The sequence below is a fragment of the Streptomyces sp. NPDC051041 genome (assembly GCF_044456065.1).
Classification (GTDB): Bacteria; Actinomycetota; Actinomycetes; order Streptomycetales; family Streptomycetaceae; genus Streptomyces; species Streptomyces glaucus.
Genome location: NZ_JBITFM010000002.1, coordinates 185,121 through 199,373, shown reverse-complemented (window position 1 = coordinate 199,373; position 14,253 = coordinate 185,121). Strand labels below are relative to the sequence as shown.

Genomic DNA, 14,253 nt, shown 5'->3' with positions numbered 1-14,253 from the left:
CGTTCCGCCGGACGGCTCGGCGGCACCCGGCCCGGGCGGCTCAGCAGCACCTGGCCCCGGGCAGCGACCGCTTGTTCCGGGCCTGCCGGCTCCGCTCCGCCAGCAGCTCGTCCGCCGGATAGCCGACCTCCTCCAGCGTCAGCCCGTGCGGCCGCACCACGTGCACGGCCGAGTCCCGTACGCCGGCCGCCAGCACCTTCCCCGGCCAGTCCGGCGGGCGGTGCCCGTCCCCCACGAACAGCAGCGCCCCGATCAGCGAGCGCACCATGTTGTGGCAGAAGGCGTCGGCCCGCACGGTCGCGGTGACGATCCCGTCGTCCCCGCGCACCAGGCTCAGCTCCTGGAGGGTCCGGATGGTCGTGGCCCCCTCCCGCTTCTTGCAGTAGGCGGCGAAGTCGTGCTCCCCGAGCAGCCGTTGCGCGGCCTCGTTCATCGCGTCGACGTCGAGCGGCCAGTCGTGCCACAGCACGTGGTTGCGCAGCAGCGGGTCGACCCCGCCGGGATTGTCGGTGACCCGGTAGGCGTAGCGCCGCCAGATCGCCGAGAAGCGGGCGTCGAAGCCGGGCGGCGCCTCCCTGAGGGCCCACACCCGCACGTCCTTCGGCAGCCGGCCGGCGAGCCGCTTGAGCAGCTTCCGGCTGTGCTCGGCCCACACCTCGCGCGGCAGGTCGACGTGCGCCACCTGCCCGCGCGCGTGCACGCCGGCGTCGGTCCGCCCGGCCACGGTCAGCTCGTAGGTCGTGCCCCCGGACCGGGTGACGGTCCGCAGCGCGTCCTCGATCTCGCCCTGCACGGTCCGCCGGCCGCCGGCCTGCCTGGCCCAGCCGTGGAAGTCGGTGCCGTCGTAGGACAGGTCGAGGCGGATGCGGACGTGTCCGGGCTGTACTTCGTCGCTCACCCTCAGATCCTCTCAGGTACGCGAAAGCGGGCCCGCCCCGAAGGACGGACCCGCTTCAGCGCTTCGGCAGTGCCTCAGGCGTCCTTGGACTCCTCGTCCTTGGACTCCTCATCCTTGGACTCCTCCGCCGGGGTCTCCTCGGCCTTGGCGTCCTCGGCCTCGGTCCCCTCGGCCTTGGTCTCCTCGGCCTTGGCCTCGTCGGCCTCCTTGACCGCGCGCTTGGTCGCGGCCTCGGCCTCGCCGACCGCCGTCTGCTGCACCGTCAGCGCCTCGACCAGCTCGATGACCGCCATGGGCGCGTTGTCGCCGCGACGGTTACCGATCTTGGTGATGCGGGTGTAGCCACCCGGACGGTTCTCGTAGCGCGGGCCGATCTCGGTGAAGAGCGTGTGGACGATGCTCTTGTCCGTGATGACCTGGAGCACCTGGCGGCGGTTGTGAAGGTCGCCCTTCTTCGCCTTGGTGATCAGACGCTCGGCGTACGGGCGCAGGCGGCGGGCCTTCGCCTCGGTGGTGGTGATCTTGCCGTGCTCGAAGAGCGACTTCGCGAGGTTCGCGAGGAGCAGCTTCTCGTGCGCGGCGCTGCCGCCCAGGCGGGCACCCTTGGTGGGCTTCGGCATGATTCTTCTCCTGTGTGTCTGCCCCGGCCGTATCAGGTACCGGAGTCAGTATCCGAGCAGGCGGTTGCCTGTCGGAGATCCGGACGACGCCCCGAAGGGGCCGGTCCGGAAGGGGCGCGGGGCTGCATTCGATATGCGGCTCCGCCGCGCGGGCGCGACGAGCCGCGGCGCACCCGCGCCCGAGTACGGGCCGGAAGGCCCGGGCTCTCAGTACTGCTCGGTCTCCACGAACCCGGCGTCCGCGTCGTCGTCGGCGCCGAACGCGTCCGCCGCGGCGGTCGGGTCGAATCCGGGCGGGCTGTCCTTGAGCGCCAGGCCCATGCCGGCCAGCTTCGCCTTGACCTCGTCGATCGACTTCGCACCGAAGTTGCGGATGTCGAGCAGGTCGGCCTCGGAGCGCGCCACGAGCTCGCCCACGGAGTGGATGCCCTCGCGCTTGAGGCAGTTGTAGGAGCGGACCGTGAGCTCCAGCTCCTCGATCGGCAGCGCCAGGTCGGCGGCCAGGGCGGCGTCCGTCGGGGACGGGCCCATGTCGATGCCCTCGGCGTCGATGTTCAGCTCGCGGGCGAGACCGAACAGCTCGACCAGGGTCTTGCCGGCCGAGGCCATCGCGTCGCGCGGACGCATGGCCTGCTTGGTCTCGACGTCGACGATCAGCTTGTCGAAGTCGGTGCGCTGCTCGACACGGGTCGCCTCGACCTTGTAGGTGACCTTGAGCACCGGCGAGTAGATCGAGTCGACCGGGATGCGCCCGATCTCCTGACCCACCTGCTTGTTCTGCACGGCGGAGACGTAGCCGCGACCGCGCTCGACGGTCAGCTCCATCTCCAGCTTGCCCTTGCCGTTGAGCGTGGCGAGGACGAGGTCGGGGTTGTGCACCTCGACACCGGCCGGCGGCGCGATGTCGGCGGCGGTGACCAGACCCGGGCCCTGCTTGCGCAGGTACATCACGACCGGCTCGTCGTGCTCCGAGGAGACGACCAGCTGCTTGATGTTGAGGATCAGGTCGGTGACGTCCTCCTTGACGCCCGGCACGGTGGTGAACTCGTGCAGCACGCCGTCGATGCGGATGCTCGTGACGGCGGCACCGGGGATCGACGACAGGAGGGTGCGGCGGAGGGAGTTGCCGAGGGTGTAGCCGAAGCCCGGCTCCAGCGGCTCGATCACGAACCGGGAGCGGAACTCGTCGACGACCTCTTCGGTCAACGAGGGACGCTGAGCGATCAGCATGTGTGGATCAGATCCTTCAGTTGGGGGCGCCCGCTATATGACGCCCGACCCTGAGAGCCGCACCCGGGAAGGTGCGGGTACTGCAAGGGTACGGGCGGCACGACCCGTGGGGACCGTGCCGCCCGGACATCCCGCGGCGAAGAGCCGTGCGTCAGACGCGGCGGCGCTTCGGCGGACGGCAGCCGTTGTGCGGGGTCGGCGTGACGTCCTGGATCGAGCCGACCTCCAGGCCGGTGGCCTGCAGGGAGCGGATCGCGGTCTCACGACCGGAACCCGGGCCCTTCACGAACACGTCGACCTTGCGCATGCCGTGCTCCTGGGCGCGGCGGGCGGCCGACTCGGCGGCCATCTGCGCGGCGAACGGCGTGGACTTCCGCGAGCCCTTGAAGCCGACGTGGCCGGCGGAGGCCCAGGAGATCACGTTGCCGGACGGGTCCGTGATCGAAACGATGGTGTTGTTGAACGTGCTCTTGATGTGCGCGTGGCCGTGAGCGACGTTCTTCTTTTCCTTGCGGCGCACCTTCTTGGCAGCGCCCTGACGTCCCTTGGGGGGCATCTACTAACTCCTCGGGAGGTGGTCGGTCCTACAGCGAAGACCGTGGACAGGTGTCCGCTGCGGACTACTTCTTGCCCGGCTTCTTCTTGCCGGCGATGGCGCGACGCGGGCCCTTGCGGGTGCGGGCGTTGGTGCTGGTGCGCTGGCCGCGGACGGGCAGACCACGGCGGTGCCGCAGACCCTGGTACGAGCCGATCTCGACCTTGCGGCGGATGTCGGCCTGGATCTCGCGACGGAGGTCACCCTCGGTCTTGATGTTGTTGTCGACGTACTCGCGGATCGCGACCAGCTGCTCCTCGGAGAGGTCACGGACGCGAGTGTTCGGGTCCACGCCGGTCGCGGCCAGCGTCTGCTTCGAAAGGGTCCGGCCGATGCCGAACACATACGTAAGGGCGACCTCCACGCGCTTTTCGCGCGGGATGTCAACACCGGAAACGCGTGCCATTCAATGGCTCCAGTTTGATCTTCGGAGGTCTTCCGCAGAACCGGTTCCCGACCGCCGTATCAGGTACGGACCGGGTCCCCGGCCTCCGACCGGGGGTGTCAGACGGCTGGCCGTCTGGGCTCTGCGTATGAACATGTGTTGCTCGCGTCGCGCGAATTTCTGCGAATCGCAGAGGGTGCGGTCGTGCGGTCAGCCCTGGCGCTGCTTGTGGCGCGGGTTCTCGCAGATGACCATGACCCGACCGTGACGGCGGATCACCCTGCACTTGTCGCAGATCTTCTTGACGCTCGGCTTGACCTTCATGGGATCGAGGTTCTCCGGGTCAGTGCCACCACCCCGCAGGACGAGGTGCGGGCAAGATCTACTTGTAGCGGTAGACGATCCGGCCACGCGTCAGGTCGTACGGAGACAGCTCCACCACGACCCGGTCGTCAGGGAGGATGCGGATGTAGTGCATACGCATCTTGCCGCTGATGTGTGCCAGGACCTGGTGGCCGTTCTGGAGCTCGACCTTGAACATGGCGTTCGGCAGAGACTCGACGACAGTGCCCTCGATCTCGATGGCACCTTGTTTCTTGGCCACGCTTCGCCCTTCGAATCGACTACCTTGATCGACTCCCGCGCTTCCCTGACGGGCGCATGCGAACATGCGGGTGCACAAGAGCCGACGAGTCAGTCTACGTCAGCGCACCCGGAAAGACGAATCGGGGAAGTCTGCCCAGCTCCCAAGAGCGTTAACCGGCGGGGCCGGGAGGTGCCGGCCGAGGGGGCCGGGGCCGTCAGCCGAGGGGGTCGGGGGCGGCCGTGATGCCGTACTCGGCGAGCTTCGCCCGGCCCCCGTCGGGCGCGGTGAGGACCAGCGGGCCCTGCTCGGTCAGCGCCACGGAGTGCTCCCAGTGCGAGGACCAGGTGCCGTCGGTGGTGATGACGGTCCAGTCGTCCTGGAGCACCCGCGTCTTCGGCGTGCCGAGGGAGACCATCGGCTCGATGGCCAGGCAGAAGCCGGGGACCAGCTTCGGGCCCTTGCCGCGGCGCCGGTCGACGTAGTTCAGCAGGTGCGGGTCCATGTGCATCTCGGTGCCGATGCCGTGGCCGCCGTAGTCCTCGATGATCCCGTACCGGCCGCCGCCCGGCTTCGGCTGGCGGCGGATGTAGGTCTCGATGGCCCGGGAGATGTCCACGAGCCGGTTGCCCTGCTTCATCGCCGCGATGCCGGCCCACATCGACTCCTCGGTCACCCGGGAGAGCTCGATCAGCTCCGGGGCGTGGCCGGAGCCCACGAAGGCCGTGTAGGCGGCGTCGCCGTGCCAGCCGTCGACGATCGCGCCGCAGTCGACGGAGATGATGTCCCCGTCCTTGAGGACGACGTCGTCGGAGGGGATGCCGTGGACGACGACCTCGTTGACGGAGGTGCAGATCGTCGCGGGGAAACCGCCGTACCCGAGGAAGTTCGGCTTGGCGTTGTGCTCGGCGAGCACCTTGCGGGCGACCTGGTCCAGGTCCTTCGTCGTGGCCCCCGGCACGGCGGCCTCCCGCGTGGCCGCGTGGATGGCGGCGACGACCAGGCCCGCCGCACGCATCTTGGCGATCTGCTCGGGCGTCTTGATCTGCACCATGGGGACTGCGGCCTTTCTGGACCGGAAGAGTACGAACGCCTTCAACGATACGGGGCCGCGCCGGCCGGCCCCCACACAGCAGCCGCGGCTCCCTCACAGGGAACCGCGGCTCGGCTGCGTACGGACGGCTACCGGCCGTCCTCGTCGCGCTTGAGCGCCTCCAGGGCCCGGCCCGTGACCTCGTCGACCGGCCCCAGCGAGGAGATGGTCACGACCAGCCCCTGCGCCTTGTAGTAGTCGATGATCGGCTCGGTCTGCGTGTGGTAGACCTCCAGCCGGGTCCGCACGGTCTCCTCGGAGTCGTCGTCCCGCTGGTAGAGCTCGCCGCCGCAGACGTCGCAGACGCCCTCCTGCTTCGGCGGGCTGTACGACACGTGGAAGACGTGGCTGGAGTCCTTGCGGCAGATCCGCCGCCCGGCGATCCGCTTGACGACCTCTTCCTCCGGGACCTCCAGGTCCAGCACCGCGTCCAGCCGGATGCCCTCGGTCCGCAGGAGCTCGTCGAGCGCCTCGGCCTGGGAGACGTTGCGCGGGAAGCCGTCCAGCAGGAAGCCGCCCTCGGCGTCCGGCTGCTCCATGCGGTCCTTGGCCATCGCGATGGTGACCTCGTCCGGCACCAGGTTGCCGGCGTCCATGTAGGACTTCGCGAGCTTCCCCAGCTCCGTCTGCCGGCTGATGTTGGCGCGGAACAGGTCGCCCGTGGAGATGTGCGGGATGCGCAGCTTCTCGGCCAGTCGCGTGGCCTGCGTTCCCTTACCGGCACCCGGCGGCCCGACGAGGACGATTCGCATCAGCGGAGGAACCCTTCGTAATTGCGCTGCTGGAGCTGGCTCTCGATCTGCTTCACCGTCTCGAGGCCGACACCCACGATGATCAGGATGCTGGTCCCGCCGAACGGGAAGTTCTGGTTTGCCCCGAAACCAACCAACGCCATCGTCGGTACGAGAGCGATCAGCCCCAGATACAGCGAACCCGGCCAGGTGATCCGGTTGAGTACGTAGCTGAGGTACTCAGCGGTCGGTCGGCCAGCCCGGATGCCCGGGATGAAGCCACCATACTTCTTCATGTTGTCCGCGACTTCCTCGGGGTTGAAGGAGATCGCCACGTAGAAGAACGCGAAGAAAACGATGAGCAGGAAGTACAGGGTGACGTAGATCGGGTGGTCGCCCCTCACGAGGTGGGCCTCGATCCAGGTCTTCCACCCCGAGGTTCCGCTGGAGAACTGCGCGACCAGGGCCGGGATGTAGAGCAGCGACGACGCGAAGATGACGGGGATGACACCCGCCTGGTTGACCTTGAGCGGGATGTACGTGGACGTACCGCCGTAGGACCGGCGGCCGATCATGCGCTTCGCGTACTGCACGGGGATGCGGCGCTGAGCCTGCTCCACGAAGACGACCAGGCCCACCATGACCAGGCCGACGGCGATGACGGTGCCGAACTCGATCCAGCCGCCCGCCAGGTCGCCCTGCTTCTTGATGGCCCACAGGGCGGACGGGAAGGTGGCGGCGATCGAGATGAACATCAGGATCGACATGCCGTTGCCGACGCCGCGGTCGGTGATCAGCTCACCGAGCCACATGACGACGGCCGTGCCGGCGGTCATGACGATGACCATCGTGATGGTGGTGAAGATCGAGCGGTCCGGCACGATCTGGCCGGCCACCGAGCAGCCGGAGAAGAGCGCACCACTGCGGGCGGTGGCCACCAGGCCGGTGCCCTGCAGAATGGCGAGCGCGATGGTGAGGTAGCGGGTGTACTGCGTGATCTTCGCCGTACCGGCCTGACCCTCCTTCTTGAGGGCTTCCAGGCGCGGGATCACCACGGTCAGCAGCTGCAGGATGATGCTCGCCGTGATGTACGGCATGATCCCGAGCGCGAAGACCGTGATCTGCAGCAAGGCGCCGCCGCTGAACATGTTGACCAGACCGAACAGGCCCTGCTGGGCGTTGGCCTGATCGATGCAGTACTGCACGTTCTTGTAGTCGACGCCCGGGATCGGGACGTTCGTACCGATCCGGTAGACCACGATGATGCCGAGCGTGAAGAGCAGCTTCTTGCGCAGGTCGGGCGTCTTGAACGCCCGGGCGAACGCGGTGAGCACGGTGCCTCCTGCGACCCCCGCGCAACTGCGTCAAGGGTGACGGTCTTGAGGTTCGACTGATAAGGACGACTGGCTAACGGTCTACTGCCGCTCAGGGTGCCCCGCATGGGACACCCGGGGAAAGTGGGCAGTGCAGGCCACCTTACCGGCGAGACTGCCGCCCTAGGAACGACCAACCGGGGATACCCCTTTTGTGGGCATCCCCGGTTGGGATCGTTCAAGCCATCGAGACGCCTGGAACGGGTCAGACGAGCTCGGTGACGCTGCCGCCGGCGGCGGCGATCTTCTCCTTGGCGGAGGCGGAGGCCTTGTCGACCTTCACCGTCAGCGCCACGGAGATCTCGCCCTCGCCGAGGACCTTGACCAGGCTGTTCCTGCGAACGGCGCCCTTGGCCACCAGGTCCTCGACCGTGACCTCGCCACCCTCGGGGTAGAGCTTGGCCAGCTTGTCGAGGTTCACGACCTGGTACTCGGTCTTGAACGGGTTCTTGAAGCCCTTCAGCTTCGGGAGCCGCATGTGCAGCGGCATCTGGCCGCCCTCGAAGCTCTCCGGAACCTGGTAGCGGGCCTTGGTGCCCTTGGTGCCACGACCGGCCGTCTTACCCTTCGACGCCTCACCACGACCGACACGGGTCTTGGCGGTCTTGGCGCCCGGGGCCGGACGGAGGTTGTGGATCTTGAGCGGGTTGTTCTCCGCCATGATCAGTCGACCTCCTCGACCGTCACGAGGTGGCGGACGGTGTGCACCATGCCGCGGAACTCGGGACGGTCCTCCTTGACGACCACGGTGTTGATCCCCTTGAGACCAAGCGACCGCAGGGTGTCACGGTGGTTCTGCTTGCTGCCGATGTAGGACTTGACCTGCGTGATCTTGAGCTGAGCCATGATTACGCACCCACCCCGGCACGCGCACGCAGCAGGGCCGCGGGGGCGACGTCCTCCAGCGGCAGACCGCGGCGGGCCGCGATCTCCTCGGGACGCTGCAGGCCCTTCAGGGCCTCCACGGTCGCGTGCACGATGTTGATGGCGTTGTCGGAGCCGAGCGACTTCGACAGCACGTCGTGGATACCGGCGCACTCGAGCACGGCGCGCACCGGACCACCGGCGATCACACCGGTACCCGGCGAGGCCGGCTTGAGCAGCACGACGCCGGCGGCCTTCTCACCCTGGATCGGGTGCGGGATGGTGCCCTGGATCCGGGGGACCTTGAAGAAGTGCTTCTTGGCCTCCTCGACACCCTTGGCGATGGCGGCCGGCACCTCCTTGGCCTTGCCGTATCCGACACCCACGGTGCCGTCACCGTCGCCCACCACGACCAGCGCGGTGAAGCTGAAGCGACGACCACCCTTCACAACCTTGGCGACGCGGTTGATCGCGACGACGCGCTCGACGTACGCGGTCTTCTCGGCGGCAGCAGCGCCGCCGTCACGGCCCTTCCGGTCCCGCCGCTCGCCGCCACCGGCACCGCTTCCGCGGCGCTGGGGTCCAGCCATTGGAATTACCTCTCTCTGTTTCCGCTAGCTACGGAACCTGGCTCAGAACTTGAGCCCGGCCTCGCGGGCGGCGTCGGCCAGGGCGGCGATGCGCCCGGCGTACTGGTTGCCACCACGGTCGAACACGACGGCCTCGACACCGGCGGCCTTGGCACGCTCGGCGACCAGGGCGCCGACCTTCTTGGCCTGCGTGGACTTGTCGTCCTCGCCACCGCGGATCGACGCGTCCAGGGTGGACGCCGACGCCAGGGTGTGGCCCTTCAGGTCGTCGATCACCTGCGCCACGATGTGGCGGTTGGAGCGGGTCACGACCAGACGGGGACGCTCGGCGGTACCCGAGACCTTCTTGCGGATCCGGATGTGGCGACGCTTGATAGCGGCACGCTTGTAGGCGTCGCCCTTGAGGATCTTCTGCCCGTATGCCATGGCTTACTTACCCGCCTTTCCGACCTTGCGGCGGATGACTTCGCCCTCGTACTTGACGCCCTTGGCCTTGTACGGGTCGGGCTTGCGCAGCTTGCGGATGTTGGCCGCAACCTCGCCGACCTTCTGCTTGTCGATGCCCTCGACCGAGAAACGGGTCGGGGTCTCCACCTTGAAGGTGATGCCCTCGGGGGCCTCGACGGTGATCGGGTGGCTGTAACCGAGCGCGAACTCGAGGTTCGAGCCCTTGGCGGTCACGCGGTAACCGACACCGCTGATCTCGAGCTTCTTGACGTATCCCTGGGTCACACCGGTGATCATGTTCGCCACCAGCGTGCGGGACAGGCCGTGCAGGGCCTTGCTCTGCCGCTCGTCGTTCGGGCGGGTCACCTGGAGGGTGCCGTCCTCGCCCTTAGCGATCTCGATCGGCGCGACGACGGTGTGGGTCAGTTCGCCCTTGGGGCCCTTGACCTTGACCGTACGGCCGTCGATGGTGACGTCCACGCCGGCGGGAACCGGGATGGGGAGCTTGCCGATACGCGACATTGCTGTCTCTCCTCCGTTCCCGAGTTACCAGACGTAGGCGAGGACTTCCCCACCCACGCCCTTCTTCTGCGCCTGCTTGTCGGTCAGCAGACCGTGGGACGTGGAGATGATCGCCACGCCCAGGCCGCCGAGGACCTTCGGCAGGTTGGTGGACTTCGCGTACACCCGGAGACCGGGCTTGGAGATCCGCTTGATGCCCGCGATGGAGCGCTCACGGTTGGGGCCGAACTTCAGCTCCAGGACGAGGTTCTTGCCGACCTCGGCGTCCTCGACGCGCCAGCCCGTGATGAAGCCCTCCTGCTGGAGGATCTCCGCGATGTGCGACTTGATCTTGGAGTGCGGCATCGACACGGAGTCGTGGTACGCCGCGTTCGCGTTCCGCAGACGCGTCAGCATGTCTGCGATCGGATCAGTCATGGTCATGAATTGGCCTTCGGCCTCTCTCGCCGGGGTTTCCTGGTGCGCCATCCCTCTCCCCGATCCGAGACGGGACGGGTGCGGCGCGGTGGACCTACGGCGTAGTAAGTCGTACGGCACGGCAGGTGCCCAACCCCACAAGCCTAAGCCATGGGGAGTGGGCGGCCTGCCGTCCCATTTGCCTACCGAGAGTCCTGGGAGTCCGGAACTACCGGATTACCAGGAGCTCTTGGTCACGCCCGGCAGCTCGCCACGGTGAGCCATCTCACGGAGGCACACGCGGCACAGGCCGAACTTGCGGTACACGGAGTGCGGACGGCCGCAGCGCTGGCAGCGGGTGTACGCGCGCACGCCGAACTTGGGCTTGCGGGCAGCCTTCGCGATGAGAGCCTTCTTCGCCATCTCGCTCACGCCTCCTTGAACGGGAAGCCGAGGTGACGGAGAAGGGCACGGCCCTCTTCGTCGTTGGTCGCCGTGGTCACCACGGTGATGTCCATACCCCGGACGCGGTCGATCTTGTCCTGGTCGATCTCGTGGAACATGACCTGCTCCGTGAGACCGAACGTGTAGTTGCCACGGCCGTCGAACTGCTTGGGGGACAGGCCGCGGAAGTCGCGGATGCGCGGCAGCGCGAGCGACAGGGTGCGGTCCAGGAACTCCCACATGCGGTCGCCACGGAGCGTGACGTGGGCACCGATCGGCTGGCCCTCACGCAGCTTGAACTGCGCGATGGACTTGCGGGCCTTGGTGACGGCCGGCTTCTGGCCGGTGATCGTGGTGAGGTCGCGGATGGCGCCCTCGATCAGCTTGGAGTCGCGGGCGGCGTCGCCCACACCCATGTTGACCACGATCTTGACGAGGCCCGGAACCTGCATGACGTTCTCGTACTTGAACTCGTCACGCAGCTTCTGGACGATCTCGTCCCTGTACTTCTGCTTCAGACGCGGAGTCACGGTGGTGGTCGTCATCAGATGTCCTCACCCGTCCGCTTGGCAACGCGGATCTTGTTGCCGTCCTCGTCGAAGCGGTAGCCGACGCGGGTCGGGACCTTCTGGCCGTCCTTCTCCACGACCAGCATCACGTTGCTGACGTGGATGGGGGCCTCGGTGGTCACGATGCCGCCGGCCTGCGAGCCGCGGGCGGTCGGCCCGGCCTTCGTGTGCTTCTTGACCCGGTTGACACCCTCGACCAGGACACGCTCCTCGCGCGGGAAAGCGGCAATGACCTTGCCCTGCTTGCCCTTGTCCTTGCCGGTGATGACCTGGACCAGGTCACCCTTCTTGATCTTCATGCTCACAGCACCTCCGGCGCGAGGGAGATGATCTTCATGAACTTCTTCTCGCGCAGCTCACGGCCCACGGGGCCGAAGATACGGGTGCCGCGAGGGTCGCCGTCGTTCTTGAGGATGACGGCGGCGTTCTCGTCGAAGCGGATGTACGAGCCGTCCGGACGGCGGCGCTCCTTGACGGTGCGAACGATGACCGCCTTGACGACGTCACCCTTCTTCACGTTGCCACCGGGGATCGCGTCCTTGACGGTGGCGACGATGACGTCACCGATACCCGCGTAGCGGCGACCGGAGCCGCCGAGCACACGGATGCAGAGGATCTCCTTCGCACCCGTGTTGTCGGCGACACGCAGTCGCGACTCCTGCTGGATCACGTCTATCTCCTGATCGTCTGCCGGTTCCCCGGGGGCCGCTCGCTGAGCGGCCCCCGGAGCCTGGCGGAACTGACCTGCGGGGTCTGCCCGCAGGCGTATCTATTGGAATCCGCTTGCGCGAATTACCTACTTGGCCTTCTCGAGGATCTCGACGACGCGCCAGCGCTTGGTCGCGGACAGCGGCCGGGTCTCCATCAGGAGGACGCGGTCGCCGACACCCGCGGCGTTCTGCTCGTCGTGCGCCTTGAGCTTGTTCGTACGGCGGATGACCTTGCCGTACAGCGCGTGCTTGACGCGGTCCTCGACGGCGACGACGACGGTCTTGTCCATCTTGTCGCTGACGACGTAGCCCTCGCGGGTCTTGCGGAAGCCGCGCGCTTCGGTGTTCTGCTCAGTCACGTTGTTCTCGCTCATCAGGCGTTCTCCACCTGCTCGATGCCGAGCTCACGCTCACGCATGAGGGTGTAGATCCGGGCGATGTCCTTGCGGACCGCCTTCAGACGGCCGTGGTTCTCGAGCTGGCCCGTCGCCGCCTGGAAGCGGAGGTTGAACAGCTCTTCCTTGGCCTCGCGGAGCTTGTTCAGCAGCTCCTCGTTGCCCAGCTCGCGCAGCTCGGACGCCTTGGTACCGGCCGACATCACGCTTCACCTGCCTCGCGCTTGACGATCCGGCACTTCATCGGCAGCTTGTGGGCCGCACGGGTCAGCGCCTCACGGGCGATCTTCTCGTTGGGGTACGACAGCTCGAACATGACGCGTCCGGGCTTGACGTTCGCGACCCACCACTCCGGCGAACCCTTACCGGAACCCATGCGGGTCTCGGCGGGCTTCTTGGTCAGCGGGCGGTCCGGGTAGATGTTGATCCAGACCTTGCCGCCACGCTTGATGTGACGGGTCATGGCGATACGAGCCGCCTCGATCTGGCGGTTCGTGACGTACGCCGGGGTCAGCGCCTGGATGCCGTACTCGCCGAACGCAACCTGCGTGCCACCCTTGGACATGCCGTTGCGCTTCGGGTGGTGCTGCTTGCGGTGCTTGACCCTACGGGGGATCAGCATGGTGGTCAGGCCTCCGTTCCGGTGCTCTCAGCCGGAGCGGCGGCTGCGGGTGCCTCGGCCTTGGGGGCCTCGGCAGCAGCCTGCTGCGGCTTGCGACCGCGCCGCTCGCCACCGCGGCCACCACGGGCCGGGCGGTCGGCGCCACCGCGGGCCGGGCGGTTGCCGGCACGGGCGGCGGCGTTCTCGGCGCGGACCTCGGCGATGTTCTTGACGTCGCCCTTGTAGATCCAGACCTTCACGCCGATGCGGCCGAAGGTCGTCTTGGCCTCGAAGAAGCCGTAGTCCACGTTCGCGCGGAGCGTGTGCAGGGGCACGCGGCCCTCGCGGTAGAACTCCGAGCGGGACATCTCGGCGCCGCCGAGGCGGCCACCGCACTGGATCTTGATGCCCTTGGCGCCGGCCTTCATCGCCGACTGCATGCTCTTGCGCATGGCGCGGCGGAAGGAGACGCGGGAGGACAGCTGCTCGGCGACGGCCTGGGCCACCAGCTGAGCGTCCGTCTCCGGGTTCTTGACCTCGAGGATGTTCAGCTGGACCTGCTTGCCGGTCAGCTTCTCCAGGTCGCCGCGGATGCGGTCGGCCTCGGCGCCGCGGCGGCCGATGACGATGCCCGGACGCGCGGTGTGGATGTCGACGCGGACGCGGTCACGGGTGCGCTCGATCTCGACCTTGGAGATGCCGGCGCGCTCCATGCCGGACGTCATCATCCGACGGATGGCGACGTCTTCCTTGACGTAGTCCTTGTAGAGCTTGTCGGCGTACCAGCGCGACTTGAAGTCGGTGGTGACACCGAGCCGGAACCCGTGCGGGTTTACCTTCTGGCCCATTACCGGGTTCCTTCCTTGCTGCTGACGACCACAGTGATGTGGCTGGTCCGCTTGCGGATCCGGTAGGCGCGGCCCTGGGCGCGCGGCCGGAACCGCTTCAGGGTCGGGCCCTCGTCGACGTACGCCTCGGAGACGTACAGGCTGTCGACGTCGGTGTGGTCGTAGTTGTGCGCGGCGTTGGCGATGGCGCTGTCGAGCACCTTGCCGACCGGCACGGAGGCTGCCTGCGGAGCGAATCGCAGGACGGCCTGGGCCTCCGTGGCGTCCATGCCACGGATGAGGTCCACCACGCGGCGGGCCTTCATGGGCGTGACGCGGATGTACCGCGCCTGGGCCCTGGCTTCCATGGTTGTCCCTTC

General features: G+C 67.6%; 25 protein-coding genes. All 25 read right to left on the bottom strand.

Annotation, left to right across the window (positions count from 1 at the left end):
- Positions 1-40: 40 nt before the first annotated feature.
- The gene (gene truA / locus ACIBAI_RS04220) at positions 41-898 is read right to left on the bottom strand and encodes a tRNA pseudouridine(38-40) synthase TruA (protein WP_399030868.1); all 858 of its coding nucleotides are present in this window, start codon (positions 896-898) and stop codon (positions 41-43) included.
- A 74-nt stretch (positions 899-972) separates the two neighbouring features.
- Positions 973-1,518: a 50S ribosomal protein L17 gene (gene rplQ / locus ACIBAI_RS04215; RefSeq protein ID WP_399030867.1), complete on the bottom strand. Its 546-nt coding sequence runs from the start codon at positions 1,516-1,518 to the stop codon at positions 973-975.
- A gap of 207 nt (positions 1,519-1,725) precedes the next feature.
- Positions 1,726-2,748: a DNA-directed RNA polymerase subunit alpha gene (locus ACIBAI_RS04210; protein ID WP_003966937.1), complete on the bottom strand. Its 1,023-nt coding sequence runs from the start codon at positions 2,746-2,748 to the stop codon at positions 1,726-1,728.
- A 151-nt stretch (positions 2,749-2,899) separates the two neighbouring features.
- Positions 2,900-3,304 (bottom strand): 30S ribosomal protein S11, encoded by a 405-nt coding sequence (rpsK, locus tag ACIBAI_RS04205; RefSeq protein ID WP_003956432.1) that lies wholly within the window; start codon positions 3,302-3,304, stop codon positions 2,900-2,902.
- Between the two features lie 64 nt (positions 3,305-3,368).
- Positions 3,369-3,749 (bottom strand): 30S ribosomal protein S13, encoded by a 381-nt coding sequence (gene rpsM, locus ACIBAI_RS04200; RefSeq protein WP_344599533.1) that lies wholly within the window; start codon positions 3,747-3,749, stop codon positions 3,369-3,371.
- 189 nt (positions 3,750-3,938) lie between these two features.
- Complete coding sequence (rpmJ, locus tag ACIBAI_RS04195; protein ID WP_003998809.1) at positions 3,939-4,052, bottom strand: 50S ribosomal protein L36; 114 nt, start codon at positions 4,050-4,052, stop codon at positions 3,939-3,941.
- A 58-nt stretch (positions 4,053-4,110) separates the two neighbouring features.
- On the bottom strand, positions 4,111-4,332 hold the full coding sequence (gene infA, locus ACIBAI_RS04190; protein WP_003948620.1) for a translation initiation factor IF-1: 222 nt from the start codon (positions 4,330-4,332) through the stop codon (positions 4,111-4,113).
- A 196-nt stretch (positions 4,333-4,528) separates the two neighbouring features.
- Positions 4,529-5,365 carry a type I methionyl aminopeptidase gene (gene map / locus ACIBAI_RS04185; protein ID WP_399030866.1) on the bottom strand — a complete coding sequence of 279 codons (837 nt, stop codon included), beginning with the start codon at positions 5,363-5,365 and terminating at the stop codon, positions 4,529-4,531.
- 128 nt (positions 5,366-5,493) lie between these two features.
- Entirely contained in the window at positions 5,494-6,156 is a 663-nt protein-coding gene (locus ACIBAI_RS04180) for an adenylate kinase (protein WP_344599535.1), read from the bottom strand.
- Entirely contained in the window at positions 6,156-7,469 is a 1,314-nt protein-coding gene (gene secY / locus ACIBAI_RS04175; protein ID WP_399030865.1) for a preprotein translocase subunit SecY, read from the bottom strand. Before secY ends, ACIBAI_RS04180 begins: the two co-directional genes overlap by 1 nt.
- A gap of 244 nt (positions 7,470-7,713) precedes the next feature.
- Positions 7,714-8,169 (bottom strand): 50S ribosomal protein L15, encoded by a 456-nt coding sequence (rplO, locus tag ACIBAI_RS04170; RefSeq protein WP_344599537.1) that lies wholly within the window; start codon positions 8,167-8,169, stop codon positions 7,714-7,716.
- A 2-nt stretch (positions 8,170-8,171) separates the two neighbouring features.
- The gene (gene rpmD, locus ACIBAI_RS04165; protein ID WP_003998814.1) at positions 8,172-8,354 is read right to left on the bottom strand and encodes a 50S ribosomal protein L30; all 183 of its coding nucleotides are present in this window, start codon (positions 8,352-8,354) and stop codon (positions 8,172-8,174) included.
- 2 nt (positions 8,355-8,356) lie between these two features.
- A complete protein-coding gene (rpsE, locus tag ACIBAI_RS04160) occupies positions 8,357-8,962 on the bottom strand; it encodes a 30S ribosomal protein S5 (RefSeq protein WP_014674381.1) in 606 nt (201 codons plus the stop codon).
- Positions 8,963-9,004: 42 nt separating this feature from the next.
- Complete coding sequence (rplR, locus tag ACIBAI_RS04155; protein ID WP_344599538.1) at positions 9,005-9,388, bottom strand: 50S ribosomal protein L18; 384 nt, start codon at positions 9,386-9,388, stop codon at positions 9,005-9,007.
- Between the two features lie 3 nt (positions 9,389-9,391).
- Entirely contained in the window at positions 9,392-9,931 is a 540-nt protein-coding gene (gene rplF / locus ACIBAI_RS04150) for a 50S ribosomal protein L6 (RefSeq protein WP_366841124.1), read from the bottom strand.
- Between the two features lie 24 nt (positions 9,932-9,955).
- Positions 9,956-10,354, bottom strand: coding sequence for a 30S ribosomal protein S8 (gene rpsH / locus ACIBAI_RS04145; RefSeq protein ID WP_344599540.1), 399 nt, complete (start codon positions 10,352-10,354; stop codon positions 9,956-9,958).
- A 210-nt stretch (positions 10,355-10,564) separates the two neighbouring features.
- Positions 10,565-10,750, bottom strand: coding sequence for a type Z 30S ribosomal protein S14 (locus ACIBAI_RS04140; protein WP_003956452.1), 186 nt, complete (start codon positions 10,748-10,750; stop codon positions 10,565-10,567).
- Between the two features lie 5 nt (positions 10,751-10,755).
- The gene (gene rplE, locus ACIBAI_RS04135; RefSeq protein ID WP_344599541.1) at positions 10,756-11,316 is read right to left on the bottom strand and encodes a 50S ribosomal protein L5; all 561 of its coding nucleotides are present in this window, start codon (positions 11,314-11,316) and stop codon (positions 10,756-10,758) included.
- Positions 11,316-11,639: a 50S ribosomal protein L24 gene (gene rplX, locus ACIBAI_RS04130; RefSeq protein ID WP_344599542.1), complete on the bottom strand. Its 324-nt coding sequence runs from the start codon at positions 11,637-11,639 to the stop codon at positions 11,316-11,318. Before rplX ends, rplE begins: the two co-directional genes overlap by 1 nt.
- A 2-nt stretch (positions 11,640-11,641) precedes the next feature.
- Positions 11,642-12,010 carry a 50S ribosomal protein L14 gene (gene rplN, locus ACIBAI_RS04125; protein WP_003998823.1) on the bottom strand — a complete coding sequence of 123 codons (369 nt, stop codon included), beginning with the start codon at positions 12,008-12,010 and terminating at the stop codon, positions 11,642-11,644.
- 126 nt (positions 12,011-12,136) lie between these two features.
- Positions 12,137-12,424 (bottom strand): 30S ribosomal protein S17, encoded by a 288-nt coding sequence (gene rpsQ / locus ACIBAI_RS04120; protein WP_028420769.1) that lies wholly within the window; start codon positions 12,422-12,424, stop codon positions 12,137-12,139.
- On the bottom strand, positions 12,424-12,648 hold the full coding sequence (gene rpmC / locus ACIBAI_RS04115) for a 50S ribosomal protein L29 (RefSeq protein WP_029380976.1): 225 nt from the start codon (positions 12,646-12,648) through the stop codon (positions 12,424-12,426). Before rpmC ends, rpsQ begins: the two co-directional genes overlap by 1 nt.
- Positions 12,648-13,067: a 50S ribosomal protein L16 gene (gene rplP, locus ACIBAI_RS04110; protein WP_029380975.1), complete on the bottom strand. Its 420-nt coding sequence runs from the start codon at positions 13,065-13,067 to the stop codon at positions 12,648-12,650. The genes rpmC and rplP overlap by 1 nt, the downstream gene beginning before the upstream one ends.
- A 5-nt stretch (positions 13,068-13,072) precedes the next feature.
- The gene (rpsC, locus tag ACIBAI_RS04105; protein ID WP_344599543.1) at positions 13,073-13,894 is read right to left on the bottom strand and encodes a 30S ribosomal protein S3; all 822 of its coding nucleotides are present in this window, start codon (positions 13,892-13,894) and stop codon (positions 13,073-13,075) included.
- Positions 13,894-14,241, bottom strand: coding sequence for a 50S ribosomal protein L22 (gene rplV, locus ACIBAI_RS04100; RefSeq protein WP_159668538.1), 348 nt, complete (start codon positions 14,239-14,241; stop codon positions 13,894-13,896). The genes rpsC and rplV overlap by 1 nt, the downstream gene beginning before the upstream one ends.
- Positions 14,242-14,253: the final 12 nt, after the last annotated feature.

What these genes read in the sequence shown, in the direction of transcription:
- rplQ (WP_399030867.1), bottom strand. Translation starts at nt 1,518, where the DNA reads ATGCCGAAGCCCACCAAGGGTGCCCGCCTGGGCGGCAGCGCCGCGCAC.
- ACIBAI_RS04210 (WP_003966937.1), bottom strand. Translation starts at nt 2,748, where the DNA reads ATGCTGATCGCTCAGCGTCCCTCGTTGACCGAAGAGGTCGTCGACGAG.
- rpsK (WP_003956432.1), bottom strand. Translation starts at nt 3,304, where the DNA reads ATGCCCCCCAAGGGACGTCAGGGCGCTGCCAAGAAGGTGCGCCGCAAG.
- rpsM (WP_344599533.1), bottom strand. Translation starts at nt 3,749, where the DNA reads ATGGCACGCGTTTCCGGTGTTGACATCCCGCGCGAAAAGCGCGTGGAG.
- rpmJ (WP_003998809.1), bottom strand. Translation starts at nt 4,052, where the DNA reads ATGAAGGTCAAGCCGAGCGTCAAGAAGATCTGCGACAAGTGCAGGGTG.
- map (WP_399030866.1), bottom strand. Translation starts at nt 5,365, where the DNA reads ATGGTGCAGATCAAGACGCCCGAGCAGATCGCCAAGATGCGTGCGGCG.
- ACIBAI_RS04180 (WP_344599535.1), bottom strand. Translation starts at nt 6,156, where the DNA reads ATGCGAATCGTCCTCGTCGGGCCGCCGGGTGCCGGTAAGGGAACGCAG.
- rplO (WP_344599537.1), bottom strand. Translation starts at nt 8,169, where the DNA reads ATGGCGGAGAACAACCCGCTCAAGATCCACAACCTCCGTCCGGCCCCG.
- rpmD (WP_003998814.1), bottom strand. Translation starts at nt 8,354, where the DNA reads ATGGCTCAGCTCAAGATCACGCAGGTCAAGTCCTACATCGGCAGCAAG.
- rpsE (WP_014674381.1), bottom strand. Translation starts at nt 8,962, where the DNA reads ATGGCTGGACCCCAGCGCCGCGGAAGCGGTGCCGGTGGCGGCGAGCGG.
- rplR (WP_344599538.1), bottom strand. Translation starts at nt 9,388, where the DNA reads ATGGCATACGGGCAGAAGATCCTCAAGGGCGACGCCTACAAGCGTGCC.
- rplF (WP_366841124.1), bottom strand. Translation starts at nt 9,931, where the DNA reads ATGTCGCGTATCGGCAAGCTCCCCATCCCGGTTCCCGCCGGCGTGGAC.
- rpsH (WP_344599540.1), bottom strand. Translation starts at nt 10,354, where the DNA reads ATGACCATGACTGATCCGATCGCAGACATGCTGACGCGTCTGCGGAAC.
- ACIBAI_RS04140 (WP_003956452.1), bottom strand. Translation starts at nt 10,750, where the DNA reads ATGGCGAAGAAGGCTCTCATCGCGAAGGCTGCCCGCAAGCCCAAGTTC.
- rplE (WP_344599541.1), bottom strand. Translation starts at nt 11,316, where the DNA reads ATGACGACCACCACCGTGACTCCGCGTCTGAAGCAGAAGTACAGGGAC.
- rplX (WP_344599542.1), bottom strand. Translation starts at nt 11,639, where the DNA reads ATGAAGATCAAGAAGGGTGACCTGGTCCAGGTCATCACCGGCAAGGAC.
- rpsQ (WP_028420769.1), bottom strand. Translation starts at nt 12,424, where the DNA reads ATGAGCGAGAACAACGTGACTGAGCAGAACACCGAAGCGCGCGGCTTC.
- rpmC (WP_029380976.1), bottom strand. Translation starts at nt 12,648, where the DNA reads ATGTCGGCCGGTACCAAGGCGTCCGAGCTGCGCGAGCTGGGCAACGAG.
- rplP (WP_029380975.1), bottom strand. Translation starts at nt 13,067, where the DNA reads ATGCTGATCCCCCGTAGGGTCAAGCACCGCAAGCAGCACCACCCGAAG.
- rpsC (WP_344599543.1), bottom strand. Translation starts at nt 13,894, where the DNA reads ATGGGCCAGAAGGTAAACCCGCACGGGTTCCGGCTCGGTGTCACCACC.
- rplV (WP_159668538.1), bottom strand. Translation starts at nt 14,241, where the DNA reads ATGGAAGCCAGGGCCCAGGCGCGGTACATCCGCGTCACGCCCATGAAG.